Origin of the sequence: Peribacillus sp. NPDC101480 (genome assembly GCF_050277335.1) — a bacterium.
Classification (GTDB): domain Bacteria; phylum Bacillota; class Bacilli; order Bacillales; family DSM-1321; genus Peribacillus.
The window spans coordinates 218205-238290 of record NZ_JBNNSB010000006.1 but is presented as its reverse complement, the minus strand read 5'-3'; the positions used below and the strand labels follow the sequence as shown (position 1 = coordinate 238290).

The window sequence follows — 20086 nt, the reverse complement described above, 5'->3', positions numbered from 1 at the left end:
TTATTCTTTAATTTCTTTATCTCCACTTTTAATATTTTCGTCCCAATATTTCATCCACTCGTCACCTTTTTCCTCGAATGCATTCCAATCAATATCCATCGCTTTAATTTCCGTTTCCGTGATCCATTCAGGTAAATCCTTCACATCACTTCTGGTCGGAATCCTGTAAAATTCCTCTGCCAAAGTTTTTGCGGCTTCAGGTGAATTCACGAACTCATAAAAGGCTTCAGCCGCTTTTGGATGCTTGGCACCTTCAACGATGGCGATACCTTCTGTCAATACAGGTGTTCCGCTCTTCGGAATAACAAACTCGAACGGATAATTTTTATTTTCCTTCAGCATGACAACATCCGGCATTGCCCAAACGGAAAGTGAGCCCTCTCCTTTGGCTACCTTGTTATACATCATTTCCGGGTTTGCTGAATATTCCTTTGTGTTTTGATCGAGCTTCTTTAACCAGTCATACCCTTCTTTTGGATCATTTGTATCCTTATACGTACGATAGATCATCGCAGAAAAAATTGTCCTCATTGTTCCGGAGGCTAACGGATAGCGGATGATGATTTCGTCTTTCCACTTCGGATCAAGCAGCTCATCCCAATCTTTCGGTACCTCATCCTTCGATAGTTCTTTGCTGTTGTACATGATGACTTCCGGTGTCTGGCTCGTTCCCGTCCAATACCATTCCGGATCGTGGAATCCTTCATCAAGACTATCGGAATAGCTAGGCTTATAAGCAGCCAGCAGCCCATCAGCCTTTGCTTGATTGAAGTTCGTGGAAGGTGCCCCCCACCAAACGTCTGCCTGCGGATTACTTTTCTCTGATCGAACGCGGTCAAGGATTTCCTGGGACCCCATATCAAGCCACTCAACATCAATACCATACTCATCTTCGAACTGCTTTTCGAATTTTGATAAAATATCTTTGCCATGTGGTGAATAAACAACGATCTTATCTTCCAGCTCACCCTTTTTTCCGTTGGCACCGCCAGCATCCGAATTCGTTTTCGTATCTGTACCGTTACATCCTGAAATCAATAGTGCTGCCGATAAGGCCATTACTGAAACAAACGACTTTTTCCTACTTTTCATTAATACTCCCCCTCATCCCGAAAATTCAAAATGCCATCATGCTCCCTTAAGAATAAGGAAACCGCGCCTAGTACTCCTGCGTTTTCTCCCAATTGTGAAGTTTTCATTTCTACTAAACTTGGAAGATATCGATCAACAATCTCCCGAATTCTAGGTAAAATGTATTCAGATGAATTTAATACACCACCTCCTAAAATGATCACTTCTGGATTTAGCAAACTGGCCGCATTGACAATACCGCACGCTAAATGTTCGATGGATTCATTTATGACGGCCATTGCAGTCGTGTCTCCTTTTTTTGCTGACAAAAAGGCATCCTCCCCCGATAGTTCGGAAGATTTGGCCCGTTCGAATAAAAGATGATGAGGATCCTTGAGGACCTCCCTGGTAAAATGACTGCCTATCGACTTTCCTCCTGCGACACTTTCCAAATAGCCGTATCTATGGAAAATCGGCTTGAATTCACGCTTCATATCCTCTTTGTCCGTTACCATATATCCCATTTCCCCAGCTGCACTGGAAGCCCCTCTGTATAACTGGTTGTTCAAGATGATTCCGCTTCCTATCCCCGTGCCAACCGCAATGAACAGCAAATTCCGCTTATTTTGTGCATTACCCAGCCACTGTTCACCTAGTGCAGCCGCGTTTACATCATTGTCCAGAAAAATGGGGAAATCAAAATACCGCTTCGCTTCGGCTATGAAAGGATATTGTACCCAGCCTAAACTCGGTGCCTCTATTACTAATCCGCTTGCCGTTTGCGTTATACCAGGGATCCCGACTCCCATCCCCAATATCCTGCCCTTCGCAATCTGATTCTTGGCAATTAACCGTTCCGTTTCAATCGCCATTTGTTTAAGAAGCCCTGATTTTAAATAGGTGTTGGTTGAAAAGCTAGTGTCGGCAAGGATGTTGCCGCTTAAATCACTTAAAACGATTTTCACTTTCGTCCCGCCTATATCGACCCCAATGATATAGGCTGCCTTTTCATTAAAAAAGAGCTGGATGGGCCTTCTCCCGCCTTGAGAGGAGGATTCTCCTATTCCTTTCTCAAATACCCATTTCTCCTGTATAAGTTCATCCACAGCCAGAGAAACAGTTGGTTTACTTAGCTGAAGCTTAACGGCGATTTCAGCTCTTGAAATGGGCGAGCATTCCTGGATGCATTGAATGATTCTTTTTTTATTGACATATTTTTGATGACTGGGTGGTCTTTTAAAACTCATCACATCACGGCCTTACATCATTTAGTTAGTAAATCTTCCTAATTAAGTAAAAATATAACTTAAATAAATTCAGTGCACAAGTTATTTTTCTGAACATTTAAAATGTTCAACTTTTAATAGTTACTTCGAATCATTTACATTTATAACCATTAATGCTATTTATTAGATAAGTTTTTTTCGTCTGGTTAGTTAGAAAATATTACTAACCTACATTTTTTTTAGGTGTCTTAAAAAGTTGAAGGGGGTTAAAAGATTAATGAAAAAAGCTCTGTTATCGCTGCTTTCCCTTTTGTTGGTTCTTGCATTATTGCCGCCTGGAGGCAGCGCTGCAAATCCTGAGGAAGCCAACGTTGAGTTATGGAATGCGGTCAAGCCGCTCGAGACGACCGTGACATTCTTGAACAGCGGTGCCCATCCAGATGATGAACGCAGTGACTTTCTCGCTTATCTATCGAGAGGGTTAGGGGTAAAGACATCCAGCCTGATTGCAAACCGTGGTGAAGGAGGACAAAATGAAATTGGGGATGAACTGGACAATGCTCTTGGAATCATCCGTTCGAGGGAAATGATTGAAGCTGCGAAAATAACCGGGGTTAAGGCCTATCATCTAAGTGAAACTACCTCAGATCCCATTTATGATTTCGGCTTCTCTAAAACACCAGAGGAAACATTAGAAAAGTGGGGCGAAGAACTCACCTATGAACGGCTTATCCGCTTTATTCGGACCTATCAGCCGGATATATTGATGCCCTCCTTTCAAAATGATGATACCCAGCATGGACATCATCGAACAATGACAATCTTAAGTGAACGTGCCTTTAAGGATGCGTCCGACCCAACTGTGTTTCCGCAACAATTGAAACAAGGGCTATCCGTATGGCAAGTGAAAAAGTTATATTTGCCCGTTTCATCGGCAGATCAAGCAACCACTTCGATTGAAATCGGTAAATATGACCCAATATACAATATGACTTATCCACAGCTGGGAGAACAATCCCGCTATCTGCATAAAAGCCAAGGCATGGGTTCTGATATCCCGGCAGCACCCCGCCAGATCCATCTGGATTTGAAGCAAAGCGCCGTCGATACAAAAAACCAGTCGGACCTTTTTGCAGGTGTACCTTACAATTTTACTGAATGGGCAGAAAAACTCCCCCGCTCAGCTTCAAAATTAAAAGGTGAATTTAAATACCTGCAACGGAATTTGGACGCTGTTATTACGGCTTATCCCAATGAAAAACGTGTTTTTTCAATATCCCAAAATGCTCTTTCAAATGTTCGGTCAATTACTGCGCAAGTCAAAAAGGCAAAGCTAAGCCCTGCCATTAAGAACGACTTGCTTCATAAGCTCTCATTAAAAGAAGAGCAATTGCAAAACGTCAGTTATGTCTCCTCAGGACTCGAAGTTCAAGCTAAAGCAGCTTCAAAGATCCTGACGAAAGGCCAAAAAACGTACGTAACCGTAACCGTGAAGAATAACGGGAAACAAACCTTGAAAAAAGTCGCTGCTGCATTGAACTTACCTAAAGGATGGAAGATCAAAACTAAAGCTAAAGATGTCAATCTAGCACCAAATAAATCAGCGACAATGACCTATCTGGTTGAAGTCCCTGAAGATGCAGCCTATTACCATGCCTATGATGAATCAACCATTACGACCAGCATTTCTTATAAATACGGCAGCACAAAAACTTCCATCAAGGAGGAAGTGGATGGAACGATCGCTGTCCTTCCCGACGTTGGCCTTACCCTATCTCCTGAAGATATCGTCGTAAATACAGCAGATGTAAAAGAGGAAGTCCCAGTGACGGTAACCTTGAAAAACTATACAGAAGGAAAAGCATCGGCAAAGGTCGCTTTAAAAGTCCCTGAAAATTGGGGAGTTCATCCCAAAAATGCCACTGTATCATTTAAAGAAAAATCAGAAGAAAGACAAGTGAAGTTCACCCTCAGACCGCCGAAGGCAATACAAAACGGCGAATATCAGGTGAAGGCAGCTGCTACTGTCAATGGGAAAAGCTTTGATTCGACCATTCAGGAAATTTCCTATGACCATATCGGAACATTCTATTACAAATACCCAGCAGCTATCAATACCGTTGCATTTGAGCTTTTGAAGCCAGCTTCATTAAAAGTGGGTTACATTGAAAGCGGATTCGATAAAGTGGCAGATTACTTAAGCAATGCAGGTCTGAACATTACGAAGTTAACTGCAGCTGATTTAGCTGAAGGTGATTTAAGTCAATATGACACGATCGTTACAGGCATCCGTGCCTATCTATCGAGGGAAGATTTAAAGGCAAATAACGCGCGCTTACTTGAATATGTGGAAAATGGCGGCCATCTCGTCGTGCAATACCATAAACCGGGTGATGGATGGGATGCAATGAAGACTGCTCCATATCCTCTTACCCTCGGGAATCCTTCCATTCGCTGGCGGGTAACCGATGAAAAAGCCACGATAAACGTGTCGAAGCCAGAATCAGCGCTTTTTAACTATCCGAATAAAATAACAAGTGATGACTGGAGCAATTGGGTCCAAGAAAGAGGATTGTATTTCCCAATGGAATGGGATGAACGATATGAAACATTCATTTCCATGGCTGATCCAAATGAAGAACCATTTGATGGCGGAATTCTCATGGCTAAATACGGTAATGGCACCTACCTCTACACCAACCTTGTGCTATATAGGCAAATTCAAGGCCAAGTTCCAGGCGGATATCGAATCATGACGAACTTGATTAGTTACGGTGCCAAGTAAAAAAAGAAGAAACCTATGCATGTGTCGAATGCATAGGTTTTTCTTTTTTTGATGTTTACCAATTGAAGCCATCGCCTCACTGATTCCTGCTCTAAAAACCAAAAAAGTTATGCACAAAGATGAAGGAAAAGCTCCATGCGTTTGGGTTTCCCCTCATTTCCCGCATACCTTTGTCCACACTTCATGCACAACTTCATTCATGATTTACATCATCTCTTATAGTGCTTTCCGTTAAAGCACTTTGCTCAAGAATGCTTTCGTTCTTTCGTGCTGAGGGTTACCGAATAATTCATTCGGCTCATTTTCTTCCACGATATACCCTCCATCCATGAATATCACCCTGTCCCCGACTTCCCGGGCAAAGCCCATTTCATGCGTAACAACGACCATTGTCATGCCTTCTTTTGCAAGTTGTTTCATTACCTCCAAAACATCGCCGACCATTTCAGGGTCAAGGGCCGAAGTCGGTTCATCAAATAGCATGATCTTCGGATTCATCGCCAATGCCCTTGCGATTGCGACCCGCTGTTTTTGTCCGCCGGAAAGTTCCCCTGGATAGCTATTTGCTTTTTCCTTTAGACCAACCTTATCCAATAACTCAAGCGCTAACCTTCTCGCTTCCGCTTTATCGGTGGCACGAATTTTAATAGGACCCAAGGTTATGTTCTCCAAAACGGTTTTATGGGGAAATAGATTGAAATGTTGAAAAACCATTCCAACCTCTTGCCGGACTTTGTTTATATTGATTTTCCTTTTAGGATCGGTTATATCATGTCCGTTAATGACCACCTCACCGCCCGTAACTTCCTCAAGGAGATTCAGGCAACGCAGGAAGGTACTCTTTCCAGATCCAGAAGGGCCTATTACGCAAATTACTTCCTTTTCCTGCACTTCAGCGTTGATATCTTTTAAAACCTCGACAGTTCCAAATGATTTTCTCAGGTTTTTTACAGTAATGATGCTCATCGAACTTGTACCCTCCTTTCTATGAAATTAGCAATTAGGGTTAACAAATAGATGATGATAAAGTAAATCACACCAACGGCCAGCCAAATCTTGAACGCTTCAAAGGTTGCCGAAGCTTGAATCTGACCTTGCTGGGTTAAATCGGCTATACCAATGACGGATAATAGAGAAGTGTCTTTCAAGCTGATGATCGATTGGTTCGTAATGGTAGGGAGCATCCTTCTGAAGGCTTGCGGAAGCACGACATATCTCATTGTTTGGGTTCCAGTGAACCCGATGGATCTTGCCGCTTCCGTTTGTCCTTTATCGATGGATTGTATCCCAGCCCTTATTATTTCAGCAAAATATGCCCCTGCATTGATTGCAACGGTAATTATACCAGCTGTTGTACTGTCCAAAGAAATCAAATTCAGTGAATTCACACCAAAATAGATAAAAAATAACTGAACGATGAACGGTGTCCCTCGTATCGCATCCACATAAACCTTTGCAATCCAGTTCAAGATTTTGATGGGGGCAAGTCGCAGCAACGCGACAAGTAAACCAATCAAAAAACCTAGGATAATGGCAATCACAAAGATATAAAGTGTTACCTGAAGTCCTTTTAATAAAATAGGCAATGCCGCAACAATTATATCCATTTCTTTCACCCCTTTGAAAAAGAAAGCGCGCCATAAGCGCGCTTATTGAGCTTTAATCTATTGTTTATTCACCAAGATACGTTTTTATTATTTCATCATACGTGCCGTCTTTTTTAAGATTGGCAAGTCCATCATTTATTTTCTTCAATAGATCCTCGTTTTGCCCTTTCAATACAGCAATTCCATATTGGTCACCATTCAAACGGTCACCTACGATTTTCAACCCAAGATCTTTTTGGGCGATCGCATAGGAGATAACCGGGTAATCTTCTATAAGGGCATCGGCGTTGCCATTGGCCACTTCCTGGAACATCGCTGGACTATCATTGAATTGAACAACTTTAATTCCTAGTTTCGTAGCATTATCCTGTGCATATTTAGCACCTGTTGTTCCTTTTTTCACTGCAATGGTTTTTCCTTTAAGATCTTTAACAGTTTTAGTGCTTGTATTCTCCTTTTTAACAACAATCGTTAATCCTGCATCAAAATACGGAGTCGAGAAATCCACTACCTTTTTTCTTTCCTCTGTAATGCTCATTCCCGCAATGGCCACATCAAGCTGATTGGCTTGCATAGCCGGGATGATTCCACCGAAATCCATTGGAGACAATTTGATTTTAAAATCCTGGTCTTTTGCGATTGCATTGATCAATTCAATATCAATACCTTTATAGTCGTTCCCCTCTTTAAATTCAAAAGGAGGATAAGTCGTATCCACACCAACTTTATATACCTTTTCAGGTTTCTTTTCCTCACCTGCATTTTTTTCTTCATTGGTTCCACAAGCCGAGATAAAGATAGTTAGAATCAAAAACATACTAAGTAAACCAAGTTTCTTCATTCAAATCACTCCAATTCTTAAATTATACGTGATAATAAATAATTCTCCCTATAATATAGCATAAGAATAAAGTATTATAATATGAATTTTTAGAATAAATATTATTTTCTTCAAATAATTTTTATGGATGTTTTTCCTAATATTGTTTCAGTGATGGAAAATAGAAAAAGGATATGGTTTACCAGGTCAGTTTTTGAAATCCCTAATAGGAGACACCCATTTAAGATCATTGGAAGATTGATTATCGATGCAACAAATAAAAGGAACCATTATGGTTCCTTTTATGCCCTCCAATATGTGCTTCAGAAGCAATATAAACAAGAGCCCCGATTATCAAACTGAAATCGAGGCCTTCTAATCAATAAATATCCTTCTAGACTAAGTCTAGTTAGTCCTCGTCGGAAGAGAACGAAAACGCGGATGCTCAGCGAGTATAGAACTTCTCATCTGTTTAACGACAGGATGTTCTGACGAAAAAAACTGATCTTTAGAATTGTAATGCTCGATTAATTCTCCTTTTTCCAGTACACCCAAAGTATCAGAGATTGAATAAGCCGCTTTAATATCATGTGTAATAAATAGATAAGATAAGCCGAAGTCTTTTTTCAACTCACTTAATAATTCTAAAATCAGTGTTTGATTAACCATATCCAGACTGCTTACGGATTCGTCCAAGACGATTAGCAGTGGCTTAAGAGAGATTGCTCTAGCAATATTAATCCTTTGCAATTGTCCACCGCTAAATTGGTGTGGGTATTTTTTCAAATCCTTCTCACTTAGGCCCACTCTTTCCAATAACTCAATAACCGTTCTTTTTTGTTCGGCTACGGTTAGTTTTTCATAGTTTTCTAATGGCTCGCCTATAATACTTTCGGCTGTCATTCGTGGATTGACAGCTGAATATGAATCCTGAAAGACGACTTGTAGATCTCGGCGTATCTTTTGTCGGGTAAGCTTATCAGCAGTATAGATATCATGCCCTTGAAACAGAACCTGTCCCTGCTGTGGACGTTCTAAACCAAGGATCACTTTTCCTAATGTACTTTTTCCAGCTCCACTCGTGCCAAGTAGCCCTAAACATGTTCCTTCATCAATAGAGAGGGAAATGTCAGTGAGTACTTTTTTAGAAGGCTCTTTCCATTTTAAAAACGTATGAGAATTATAGCTATGAGTTACTGCTTTTACTTGTAATAAACTCATTTATTCACCCCTCAAAAGAATGCAGTCCATATATCACAACATATGGGTGATAGGTTCTTCATGTTTAATGCTAAGGCGGGCATTTAGCAGTTTCTTGGTATACTCATGCTGCGGATTATCAAATAATTCAAATACATTTGCAGTTTCTACAATTCTGCCATGTTGCATAACGACTACATCATCTGCCATTTCAGAAATTACTCCTAAATCATGAGAAATGAGTAAAATGGATGTTCCATATTCAGAACGAATTTTATCCAAGTGGCGAAGTACTTGTAATTGGTTATGAACGTCGAGTGCAGTTGTCGGCTCATCAGCAATAATAACGGTAGGATTTAAACATGCGGCCATCGCAATCATCACGCGTTGAAGCATACCTCCACTCAATTGAAAAGGATAGCTTTTTAATAGTGTCGCGGGATCTGGCAGGTTTACATTTTGCATCGCATCGATGGCAAGCTCTTTTGCTTGTTTTTTATTCAATGAGGTATGAGACCTAATCGTTTCGATAAATTGATTGCCAATTGTAAAAACAGGCGTAAATGCATTCATCGGATTTTGCATAATAAAGGCAATATCCTTGCCACGGATTTCACGTATTTCTTTATCGTCCAAACCATTCAATTCTCGTCCTTGGAGGGTAATGCTCCCTTTAATTGTCGTTGTTTTCCGCTCAAGAAGCTGTAGAATGGACATACTCGTAACTGTTTTACCACTCCCACTTTCCCCAACAAGACCCAATACCTTCCCTTTTTCCAGTTCAAAATTAATATCCTGAACGAGGGTGGAAGCACCTTCCTTTGTTTGTACTTGTACATGTAGATCGCTCACTGTTAATACATTCGACCGTTCTGTTCTCAATCTTCTCATTCCTTTTTATTAACGACGTTTGACTCCAAAACGTTCTGATAGCGCTTCGCCTAATAAATTAAAGGTGACGACAACAAGCATAATCATCAAACCTGGATATAGCATTAATTCTGGATTCGTCCGAATATAGGATTTCCCTTCATGAATCATTGCTCCCCATTCTGGTGTAGGGGGTTGCACGCCCAAACCTAGAAACGACATGGCCGATATATCCATGATGGCCCAACCCATTTCTAATGTACCCATAACAGCGAGCGGAGGAAGAACATTTGGAACAATATGTTTCTTTATTATCTTCCATTGAGAAGAACCGCTTATTTTAGCTGCCGCTATATAGTTTTGTTCTTTTAGACTAAGCACCATTCCTCGGAAAATTCTCGCATAATACACCCATTGCACAAGCATCAATGCTATGATGACCTGTTTAAGGCCAGGTCCCAATATACCAACAAGGCCAAGAATGAGCAAAAGATTCGGAAATGCCATAACACCATCACACAGTCTCATTAGCACCTGGTCCACCCATCCACCTTTATAACCAGCAATGGTTCCGACAATCAAACCGATGCCTAAAGATGAAATAAAGATTAATGTAGCAAATCCTAACGAAATGCGAGCTCCATATAAGATGCGTGATAACGTACATCGTCCTAAATGATCCGTTCCCAATGGATACTCAAAGGAAGATGGCTGTAGTTTATTAGCTAAATTGACAGCAATAGGATCATTAGGTGCAATCCATGGAGCCAAGATAGTGATGATAAATAGGAAGCATAATATTATTGAACAAAGGACAATCACTTTCTGACTTCTCATCATAATACGAAGACTTGTTATCATTGACGTTGCCCTCCTTTTCTGGAGATGCGTGGGTCGATACACATTTGGATTAGGTCAACAATCAAGTTGCTAAAAATGAATAGTCCCGCAGCTAAAAGCACATAGCATTGAATGACAGGAACATCCCGATTAAAAATAGCTTCAATGAAATAACGACCAAATCCTGGCCAGGAAAAAACCGCTTCGACGATAATGGTTCCAGTCAGCAGCTTTCCTAAATTCATCCCCAGTCCAGTAATCATAGGGGATATGGCTATTCTCAATACATGTTTTCCCATAATGATTTTTTTATGAATCCCTCTTGTGCGTGCAAAAAGGACATAAGGTTCTTGTAAATTTTCAAGAACGCTAGCACGTAATAGTCGAGTATACAAAGCTATTAATGGCAAAGCTAAAGTAACGGAAGGAAGAACCAGATGTTGCCAAGTCCCGATTCCTTCGACAGGAAATAGGTCGAGTTTAACAGAAAAGAAAAAAATCAATAAATAACCAAGCCAAAAAGAAGGGATGGACGCCCCGAAAAAAGAGAGAAGGCGACTAAAATGGTCAATACCACTGTTTTTCTTTATGCCTGCCAAAAACCCAAGAGGGACACTGACCAGGATAGCTAATATGATGCTACCTAAAGCTAACTGAATGGTCGCTGGCATTCGATAGGTAACCTCTTCCCAAACAGGTTTATTCGAAAGATAAGATATGCCAAAATCAAATTGGCATATCTTAATAATAGAATTTACATATTGAACATGGAGGGGTTGATCTAAGCCGAACTCATGTCTTTTCTGAGCCAATATCTCATCTGTAGATTGGATATGTGCTGCAGATAAATATGCTTCAGCTGGGTCCACGGGTGAAAGGTGAATCATTCCAAACGTTAGAAGAGTGGCCAAAAGAAAGATAGGAATAATGGCCATAATTCGTTTCAAGATATAAGTGCCCATGAAAACCCTCCTGTAACTTACTTCTCGATGCTAATTCCTGTGAATGGATGTTCATCCCGGTTAGCAGGGAATGTAAAATTAGATACATCTTTTTGGTAAACAGCTATTTTCTTAATATAAGAAATAGGCACAATCGCTCCTTGGTCTTGCAGTGATTCCAAAATAGATGAGTAAAGTTCTTGACGTTCTTTTTCATCTGTTGTTCCAGGAACATCTGCAATTTGTTTTAACAACTCATCTCTGTTCGGATAAGATGAAATGGCTTCGTTAAAACCAAACCCTTCTGAACCAACGACATTTACGAAAGTATGTGGATCATATGGAGCGCCATAGTTACTAAAGAAATTCAATTCAAAATCATTAGCTTTGAATCTTTCAATTTGTACCGTAAGCTCAACTCCAACGATATTTAATTTAACACCTAGTGCCGCCCACTCAGATTGTAATGTTTCGGCCATTGCTTTTTGAATCGATTCTGCAGAGTCGTACATTAACTCGATTTCAAGCGGCTTTCCGTCTTTCTCACGAACGTTTTTTCCTTTTGGAAGCTTCCATCCTGCTTCATCTAATAAAGCTTTTGCTTTTTCGACATTATAATCAATCGCTGTTACATCAATGTCTGAAGTATACGGGAAGTTTGTCGGTAAAATGAAATCTGCCTTCTCTTCCAACCCAGAAGTAACTCCGTCAACCATTGCTTTTTTATTAAATCCATATTGTAATGCTTGACGAACACGTAAATCTGAAAGTTGTTCTTTCTTCGTATTCATAACTAGTTGTCTTGTCGCAACCGGATCAGAAATACTAGTCTCATAGTTACCTGTTGTTTCTAATTGTTTGAAAGCATCCAGACTGATAGCACCTTCACCATAAATTAGGTCTAGGTCACCTTTTTCAAAAGCAAGAACACGGGTTTCCGCATCAGGAATGATCTTGACTTTGATTTTCTTTACTTTAGGGAGTTCACCCCAATAATTTTCATTGCGTTTGAAAATAGCATATTCATCTGCTTTATGTTCTTCCAAAACCCATGGGCCTGTACCGACTGGTTTTGTAACACCTTTTGAAGTGTCACCATCTTTAGGGAATCCAGCATCACCTAAGAATCGGACTGGACGAACGACGGCTAACTCTTGAATAGTAGGATAATACGGCTCCTTTAATGTTAGTTTAAATGTGTATTGGTCAATTACTTCCGTTTGATCCACTTTCGGAATAAAGCCCAACCAACTATGTAAATCAACATTTTTCAATATTGTATCAAAGTTCTTTTTCACAATTTCAGCATTAAAGCTCGTACCGTCAGAAAATTTCACATCATGACGGAGGTTGAACGTATATTCCTTCCCATCCTTGGAAATTTTCCAAGATTCAGCTAAATGCGGTTTCAGCTCTCCTCCATCTTGGTAGCTGACCAAAGGCTCATATATCATTGATGTAGCGAATAATTGAGAAGGATTATAGACATGCGGATTCATTTCACCTATATCCCTCGGCCAAGCCATAGTAAGCATGTCTTTACTGTCTTTATTTGAAGTTGAATTTTCTTTTGATTCATTTGTACATCCAAGTAAAAGCGTTGATAAAATTAAAACGATTGCGGATATAAATAACACTTGTTTGCTGTTTCTTCTTTTTGACATGACATTGGTTCCTCCAGTACCATATTGAGAATCTTTATCAATTCTAATGAGTAACTATATTATTGTCAATATAATGTCGAAATTCTCGAAAGATATAAATTTGTTTTGTTAGAAACATATAAACTCAACATCCTTTTCTTTGATGATGCTGTTCCAAATAATTTATTCTACGTCCCTACAAGCCTTCAAATGCCCCGCGCACCTGTACGTTCTACCATGCCTACTGATATAAAAGATTCTATTAAAAAAGGTCAACCAGTAATTTTACTGGTCGACCTTATAATACGAACGCACCCGTTCGATTTGTGATCGAATTAAGATTCGTTGATTCGTACTAAAGCAGCAATATTGCGATAGGTGCAGTAATAATTAACGTGATGAGCGTCCGTTCAAACCAGATTACAATCAACTTCGTAATGCTGATTGGGATTTCGGTTGATAGGATACAAGGTATCGTCGCTGAAAAGAACAATATGGATGATACAGATACCACGGCAATAATGAACTTAGTTACCAGAGGTGCATCAACTACGAGAAGCGCCGGCAGGAACATTTCTGCAATTCCTATAGCTGAAGCTTTTGCAGCCAAAAATGGTTCAGGTATTTGCAATGCCCAAGTAAATGGGTAAAAAAGATAGCCAAGTAAATTAAATACTGGAGTATACTCCGCTAATACAAGGCTAATGAGACCAACGGATAAAATGGACGGCAGAATGCTCATTGTCATAAGAAAACCGTCCTTTAAGTTATCCCATAAATTTCTGCCAAGACTTACCGAATTGTTTGCTCCCACCATCGCACTATACCAGGCGTTTTTGAGAAGTCCTTCTTTGATAACCTCTTCTGGATCGGCATTATCCGAATAATAATCGTCGTTCATTTTATTTAATGGCCAAATACGTACGGTAATGGCAGTGACAAGGTACGTTATCCCTAAAGAAACCCAAAAGAAAAGGGACCATATGTCCATAAGCCCGAGAGTCTTTGCTACAACAATCATGAACGTTGCTGAAACGGTTGAAAAACCAGTTGCAATAATAGCGGCTTCTTTAAGCGTATATTTTCCTTCTTTATATAGTCGATTCGTAATAAGCATACCAATGGAGTAGCTTCCTGCTAAATCAGCGACCATATCAACTGCTGAACGCCCCGGCGTTTTAAATATCGGCCTCATGATTGGCTGCATCAGTACACCCAAAAATTCAAGAAGCCCGTATCCAATGAGAAGCGCCAAAAATAGAGCACCAAAAGGAACGACAAGTCCTACAGGTATGACAAGTTTTTCGAAAAGGAAAGGACCCATACTTGGGGCCATTAACCATTCGGGCCCAATCTTGAAATATATTAAGATCGCAACAACAGCACCTATTACTTTTAAGAAAGAAAAAACTATTGATACCTTATCCTTGCTCCAGCTTTTTGAAATAAATGGATAGACAGCTCCTAATAGAATGACAATAAGAGCATAAATAGGAACGGCTGACGGCAAGGTTACTTTGATCCATGTTACTATATGATCAATTGGTATGCTTGAAACACCATTTATGGTAATAGGAATAAAAAACATAAAACTTCCTATTAAACTATATATGATAAACTTCAGTATATTAGTAGTTGATTGAATTTGCGGCTTCTCTTGTTTCGTATTTGTCGCCACATTTGGTGATCCCATAATTATTCCCCCTATTATATAATTGCATGCTGGGTAAATTCTTGGCGTCATACCCACATCCGACCCTCTCATCGCTCCTGTCTCACGATTTGGTAAGGCAACAGGACCAGAATACAACGTTCGATTACGATAGGGCTTATAGTTCTCCGCTTGCCGCCATATCGTTTAAAATTAAAATTCGGCACGCCCCCCTAGCCTAACCAGCAGAATACGGGAAGAAAAGCCTTGGAACTTTATTTATTATTGGGCCAATCCTGTTTCACAAATGCCATTGCCCGTGGTGCATCGTTAGGATTCCCCAGAGCTTTCACCCTCTTCCAGCTCTTATTGAGGATTCGAAGCCAAACACTCCCAGTTATGTGCCGCTTTCCAATCCCGCCTTATACCCGCCATCTGGGGCTCAGCTATATTCCGATTGTTCATTAATATGACAAGTACTGTCTTTTGTATGCAATCCTGTTCCTTCATAAAGTCATTATTCCACTTATTGTATCCGCTTTCATTTTGATGGACCTCCTCGTTATTTAACATTCATTGTATACTGAAAATTCAAATAATAATTTTATTTTTTGATGATTATTTTATAAATTATTTAAAAAAATTCATCTGATATTGTTCATTTTATAATCTATATTAAAATTAGAGCAAAATTTAATAGGAGAATACGTGGTTTTGGTGCAAAAAAACTTATACTGATTGTGTGGTCTATTAAAGTTCTGCAGATGAAACCCAATGGAATTCTCAAGATCTGCCTATTTCTTTGCTTAAGAAAATGAGCTGAACGTTATTTTAAACAGTTTTCTTTTGCTTCTTGCTTGGGTAAAAAATAGTTTTTTTACACTTACGTTTATTTAATTGTTAAATTGGGGAACTATAAATTTAATCGATGACTTGAAAACTAGGATGGGTATGATGAGAATTAAGGTAAAAAAAATAATATATTACCTGATTAAATTAAGAGGTAGAATCTTTATACCATTTGCCATTTTATACATATTAGTTGCTGCGTATGTAGCTTTTTCTATAGAGCCACAGACGTTCGAATCATATTTAACCTCAGTTTACTGGGTTCTTACAACGCTTGCTACGGTTGGTTTTGGGGATTATGCACCAGTCACCGATCTTGGAAAAGCATTTACCATTGGTCTTTACATCACTGGTATTGGGCTTGTTAGTCTTTTTATTGGAAAAATAATTAAATCTGTATATCTTATCGAAAAACGTAAAGTTGGTGGAAAAATGAAATATACAGGTAAAAATCATATCATTTTGATTGGGTGGAGTGATAAGTCAAAATCTGCACTCCAAGAAATTTTTAAATCTGATGAAACCATTGATATTGTAATCATTGATAACTTGGAAAAAGCTCCTATGATGGAGGAGCGTCTGTTTTATGTTCGCGGGGATGCCACCGATGAAGAAACATTACTCCGTGCAAATCTGCCTAAAGCAAAAGGCGTTATCATTTTTGCTGACCAAATTACACAAGATAATTATGCTACAAAGGATCCGTTACTTGTCGATGGAAAGACATTATTAGTTGCCACTGCCATAACGGCCATTGAAGAAAAAACAAATACGTCCATCCATGTTACAGCCGAGGTGATAAATCAAAAGCATATTCGTTTATTCGAGCGTGTAAAGGTGGACGAGTTTATTCCTACGCAAGAAATGATCTCCCACGCAGCAGTACGATCATTATTTTCTCATGGAGTCACCCACATGTATTCAGAACTTATGAGCACGAAATATGAGGAAACTATGTATGAGATTCCTAAACAAGATGAATGGCTAACCTATCGTGATGCGTTTATAGATCTTCTTAACAAAGGAGCCACACTGGTAGCAGATCGTGGTGATCTTAACATAAACCAAAAATTAGATGCACGAATTCCCGATGATGCACAGCTTTTCATTATTTGCGATAAAGAAACCATTTCCCAAATAAATTCAAAGATACATTAGAAGCAGAAATCTTTAGGGATGCTATAATAGCATTCCTCAGTTTGTAGACAAGAGGGTTCTATCTAAAAGTTAGAACTAGGTTGATTGGAGCGGGTGTACGAGACTTCTTCTTAGAAAAGCGCGTCTAGAGGAGACCCCGCAGGCGCATGCGGAGGAGGATCCCGGACCGCCCGCGGAAAGTGAGTGCCTCTCGTTCCAATCAACGTCCAAATTGTACTAGCGCCATAAACTCAATTTTCTTCGTGTTGGCCTACAAATAAGCATCCTTAAATGAATAAGGCTTTAAAACAAAAAAAGAACCTTCAATCAATGATAGATTAAAGGTTCTGTTATTTTTAATTTCAATGTTACTTCAGTATCCAAAAATTAACTATAAACTAGCTCTTTTTTTTTGCTTAGACCAAGCGTCTCTGATGTTGAAGTTTGAATTTCGTGCAGAAGCTCAGTATTTTCCATTAGTGACTCTCCATAAGAAGGAATCATTTCTTTAATTTTCGGTTCCCACTCTTCCATACGTTGCGGGAAGCATTTATTAATTACCTCAAGCATAACATGAACAGCAGTAGAAGCCCCTGGAGAAGCACCTAGCAATGCTGCAATCGAGCCATCGGATGCACTGACAACTTCCGTACCAAATTGAAGTGTACCTTTGCCGCCTTCAGCAGTATCTTTGATAACTTGTACACGTTGGCCAGCCACTACTAAATCCCAATCCTCGCTCTTAGCGTTCGGGATGAACTCTCGTAACTCTTCCATGCGCTGTTCCTTCGATAACATAACTTGCTGGATCAAGTATTTTGTCAATGGCATCTCTTTTGCGCCTGCCGCCAACATAGTTAAAACATTATTAGGTTTTACGGAAGTTATTAAATCGAGCATTGAACCTGTTTTTAAGAACTTCGGAGAGAAGCCTGCAAATGGTCCAAAAAGCAACGATTTTTTATTATCGATAAAACGTGTATCAAGATGCGGAACAGACATTGGTGGAGCACCAACTTTAGCTTTTCCGTATACTTTTCCATGATGCTGCGCAACAACTTCCGGATTATTACATACCATGAAGTATCCGCTAACTGGGAATCCGCCGATATGCTTCCCTTCAGGAATACCGGATTTTTGCAGTAAATGCAAGCTTCCTCCCCCGCCGCCGATAAAGACGAATTTAGCATTATGGCGTTCTACGCTGCCAGTATCGACATTACGCACTTTTAATTCCCATGTGCCATCGCTAGCCCGTTTAACATTATCAACACTATGTTTATATTTGATATCGACGTTTTTAGTCTTTAAGTGGTCAAACAACATGCGTGTCAAAGCACCAAAGTTAACGTCAGTACCGTAATCAATTTTTGTTGCCGCTATAGAATCATTTGATGGACGGTCTTGCATAATAAGTGGAATCCATTCCATCAGTTTTGCTGGGTCATCGGAAAACTCCATACCTTTGAACAGAGGATTTTTTGACAGCGCTTCAAAACGTTTCTTTAAGAACGCTACATTTTTATCCCCTTGTACCATACTCATATGAGGCAATGGCATGATAAAGTCTTGCGGATTATCAATCAGCTTACAGTTTACAAGATACGACCAAAACTGCAATGAAACTTGGAACTGTTCATTAATTTTAATTGCTTTGCTTATATCTATAGATCCGTCAGATTTTTCGGATGTATAGTTAAGCTCACAAAGTGCAGAATGACCCGTACCCGCATTATTCCATTCGTTAGAGCTTTCTTCTCCTGCGTTTGCAAGCTTCTCAAATACTTTGATTTCCCATTCCGGTGCTAACTCTTTCAGTAATGATCCCAAAGTCGCGCTCATGACTCCGCCGCCAATTAAGATAACGTCTGTTTGTTTCTGTATGTTGCTCATTATAACCTTCCTTATCCCCTATATTTTCAAAAAAGATGTAGGCGCTCCTGCTTAGGTGTCACAAAAAGCCAGGCACGAACAAGGAACACACCTTTTCTGTCTCCTTATAACTATATCATAGTCTATTATTATTATTTCATAGATTAAAATATTCTACTATTACTTTTTTTGTTAAAATATTGATTTTGTGAAGAAATTAGCTTAAACTTATCCGCCCCGATAGTCGCATTAAAAGATTTCTTCAGCAACTTCCCCTTATTGAAGGAAGAAACTGTTAGTGAAATAATATTGACACATCGGAAAAAGCGACTGAAAAACACATTTATTGACAAAATCAGAAGTGAAATTAGAAGGATTTGTAACCATTTCCCTAAACAATAAGTACCTTCCTGAAAATGTTAAACTCCTACCTTTTTAACTTGTATCATAAATTTCACCCAATTATTAGATATTATAACAATACCAATAATTACTGATAATTAAACCAATATAAGGTAAGACCATTGATAATATTGCTAATTTTAAGACTTATAGCATAGTCCCTTATAAAAAATTCCTTACTTTATTGCTATTACAAAAAAATATTATTCTAATACACAATCCTTACATTCATTATATTATTTTCGCATAAAGATATTTTCAACTTTGTGTTCTGATCCCTTTTTCAAGACGAGTTTTGCCCGTCCTTTTGTCGGCAGTATATTTTCATGTAAATTTTTCAAATTGATTTCATCCCAAATTTGAGTCGCTTGTTTAATGGCCTGTTCCTTAGACAAGTTAATATAACGGTGAAAATAGGATTCAGGACTTTGAAATGCGGTCTTTTGAAGTAAAAGGAACCTTTCAACATACCATCTTTCTATGTCGTTTACATCTGCATCTACATAGAGTGAGAAATCAAAAAAGTCACTGACGAATACTTGGTTTTCCTTGTCTACCTGAAGAACATTAACACCTTCCACTATTAAGATATCCGGATTACAGATAGTCTGCACTTCATTTGGCAAAATGTCATACTTCAAATGTGAGTAGATTGGAACTTCCACTTTATTTTTTCCTGCTTTTACATCTCCGATAAGATTAATTAATTTTTGAGTATCATAACTTTCAGGAAACCCTTTTCTTTTCATGAGTCCTTTTTCTTCTAAAAGATCATTTGGGTACAAAAAACCGTCGGTAGTGACAAGACCTACGTTTCTGTGATTATCCCATCTAGATAATAAAGTCTGAAGCAACCTTGCTGTCGTACTCTTTCCTACAGCAACACTCCCTGCAATCCCAATGATATAAGGTACTTTTTTAACATCAGTTTTTAAAAATGAAGTGGTGGCTGTGTTAAGCTGCTGAGATGCTTCAACATGTAAATTGATCAAACGAGTCAAGGGCAAATAAACCTCTTCTACTTCCTGAATGGATATTTCTTCATTTATTCCTTTTAAGTTATCCAATTCTTCTTCAGTTAAAGGAAGAGGAGTATGGTTTCGCAGAGATGCCCACTTTTCTCGATTGAATTCAAAATAGGGAGTATAGGAACTCATGATTTTTCGTTACCT

General features: G+C 39.1%; 15 protein-coding genes. 2 read left to right on the top strand and 13 right to left on the bottom strand.

Features of this window, described 5'->3' with window-relative positions; all coding sequences use genetic code 11:
* Both ACQKMF_RS20365 and ACQKMF_RS20360 read right to left on the bottom strand, forming a co-directional pair.
* The gene (locus ACQKMF_RS20365) at positions 1–1092 is read right to left on the bottom strand and encodes an extracellular solute-binding protein (RefSeq protein ID WP_101224848.1); all 1092 of its coding nucleotides are present in this window, start codon (positions 1090–1092) and stop codon (positions 1–3) included.
* On the bottom strand, positions 1092–2318 hold the full coding sequence (locus tag ACQKMF_RS20360) for an ROK family transcriptional regulator (protein WP_427574662.1): 1227 nt from the start codon (positions 2316–2318) through the stop codon (positions 1092–1094). The genes ACQKMF_RS20365 and ACQKMF_RS20360 overlap by 1 nt, the downstream gene beginning before the upstream one ends.
* Positions 2319–2574: 256 nt before the next feature.
* On the opposite strand from ACQKMF_RS20360, the gene ACQKMF_RS20355 reads away from it, so the two are divergent.
* Entirely contained in the window at positions 2575–5082 is a 2508-nt protein-coding gene (locus tag ACQKMF_RS20355) for an NEW3 domain-containing protein (RefSeq protein ID WP_427574660.1), read from the top strand.
* Positions 5083–5313: 231 nt separating this feature from the next.
* Here ACQKMF_RS20355 and ACQKMF_RS20350 read toward each other — a convergent pair whose 3' ends face one another.
* From ACQKMF_RS20350 to ACQKMF_RS20310, 9 genes are all read right to left on the bottom strand, one after another.
* On the bottom strand, positions 5314–6048 hold the full coding sequence (locus ACQKMF_RS20350) for an amino acid ABC transporter ATP-binding protein (RefSeq protein ID WP_101224851.1): 735 nt from the start codon (positions 6046–6048) through the stop codon (positions 5314–5316).
* Positions 6045–6689 (bottom strand): amino acid ABC transporter permease, encoded by a 645-nt coding sequence (locus tag ACQKMF_RS20345; RefSeq protein ID WP_076370951.1) that lies wholly within the window; start codon positions 6687–6689, stop codon positions 6045–6047. Before ACQKMF_RS20345 ends, ACQKMF_RS20350 begins: the two co-directional genes overlap by 4 nt.
* A gap of 64 nt (positions 6690–6753) precedes the next feature.
* Positions 6754–7530 (bottom strand): transporter substrate-binding domain-containing protein, encoded by a 777-nt coding sequence (locus ACQKMF_RS20340; protein ID WP_260356549.1) that lies wholly within the window; start codon positions 7528–7530, stop codon positions 6754–6756.
* 384 nt (positions 7531–7914) lie between these two features.
* Positions 7915–8730 (bottom strand): nickel import ATP-binding protein NikE, encoded by an 816-nt coding sequence (gene nikE, locus ACQKMF_RS20335; RefSeq protein ID WP_402944377.1) that lies wholly within the window; start codon positions 8728–8730, stop codon positions 7915–7917.
* 33 nt (positions 8731–8763) lie between these two features.
* Positions 8764–9591, bottom strand: a complete 828-nt coding sequence (nikD, locus tag ACQKMF_RS20330; protein WP_402944380.1) for a nickel import ATP-binding protein NikD — start codon at positions 9589–9591, stop codon at positions 8764–8766.
* Between the two features lie 18 nt (positions 9592–9609).
* On the bottom strand, positions 9610–10440 hold the full coding sequence (gene nikC, locus ACQKMF_RS20325; RefSeq protein ID WP_101224855.1) for a nickel ABC transporter permease subunit NikC: 831 nt from the start codon (positions 10438–10440) through the stop codon (positions 9610–9612).
* On the bottom strand, positions 10437–11381 hold the full coding sequence (gene nikB / locus ACQKMF_RS20320; protein ID WP_427574657.1) for a nickel ABC transporter permease subunit NikB: 945 nt from the start codon (positions 11379–11381) through the stop codon (positions 10437–10439). Before nikB ends, nikC begins: the two co-directional genes overlap by 4 nt.
* A 17-nt stretch (positions 11382–11398) precedes the next feature.
* Positions 11399–13024: a nickel ABC transporter substrate-binding protein gene (gene nikA, locus ACQKMF_RS20315; RefSeq protein ID WP_427574655.1), complete on the bottom strand. Its 1626-nt coding sequence runs from the start codon at positions 13022–13024 to the stop codon at positions 11399–11401.
* Positions 13025–13358: 334 nt separating this feature from the next.
* On the bottom strand, positions 13359–14696 hold the full coding sequence (locus ACQKMF_RS20310) for a YjiH family protein (RefSeq protein ID WP_427574653.1): 1338 nt from the start codon (positions 14694–14696) through the stop codon (positions 13359–13361).
* 912 nt (positions 14697–15608) lie between these two features.
* On the opposite strand from ACQKMF_RS20310, the gene ACQKMF_RS20305 reads away from it, so the two are divergent.
* On the top strand, positions 15609–16661 hold the full coding sequence (locus ACQKMF_RS20305; RefSeq protein ID WP_260356545.1) for a potassium channel family protein: 1053 nt from the start codon (positions 15609–15611) through the stop codon (positions 16659–16661).
* Between the two features lie 366 nt (positions 16662–17027).
* Here the strand turns inward: ACQKMF_RS20305 and ACQKMF_RS20300 are convergent, their stop codons facing one another.
* Positions 17028–18533 carry a malate:quinone oxidoreductase gene (locus tag ACQKMF_RS20300; RefSeq protein WP_101224860.1) on the bottom strand — a complete coding sequence of 502 codons (1506 nt, stop codon included), beginning with the start codon at positions 18531–18533 and terminating at the stop codon, positions 17028–17030.
* 617 nt (positions 18534–19150) lie between these two features.
* On the bottom strand, positions 19151–20071 hold the full coding sequence (gene coaA / locus ACQKMF_RS20295) for a type I pantothenate kinase (RefSeq protein ID WP_101224861.1): 921 nt from the start codon (positions 20069–20071) through the stop codon (positions 19151–19153).
* Between the last annotated feature and the right edge of the window lie 15 nt (positions 20072–20086).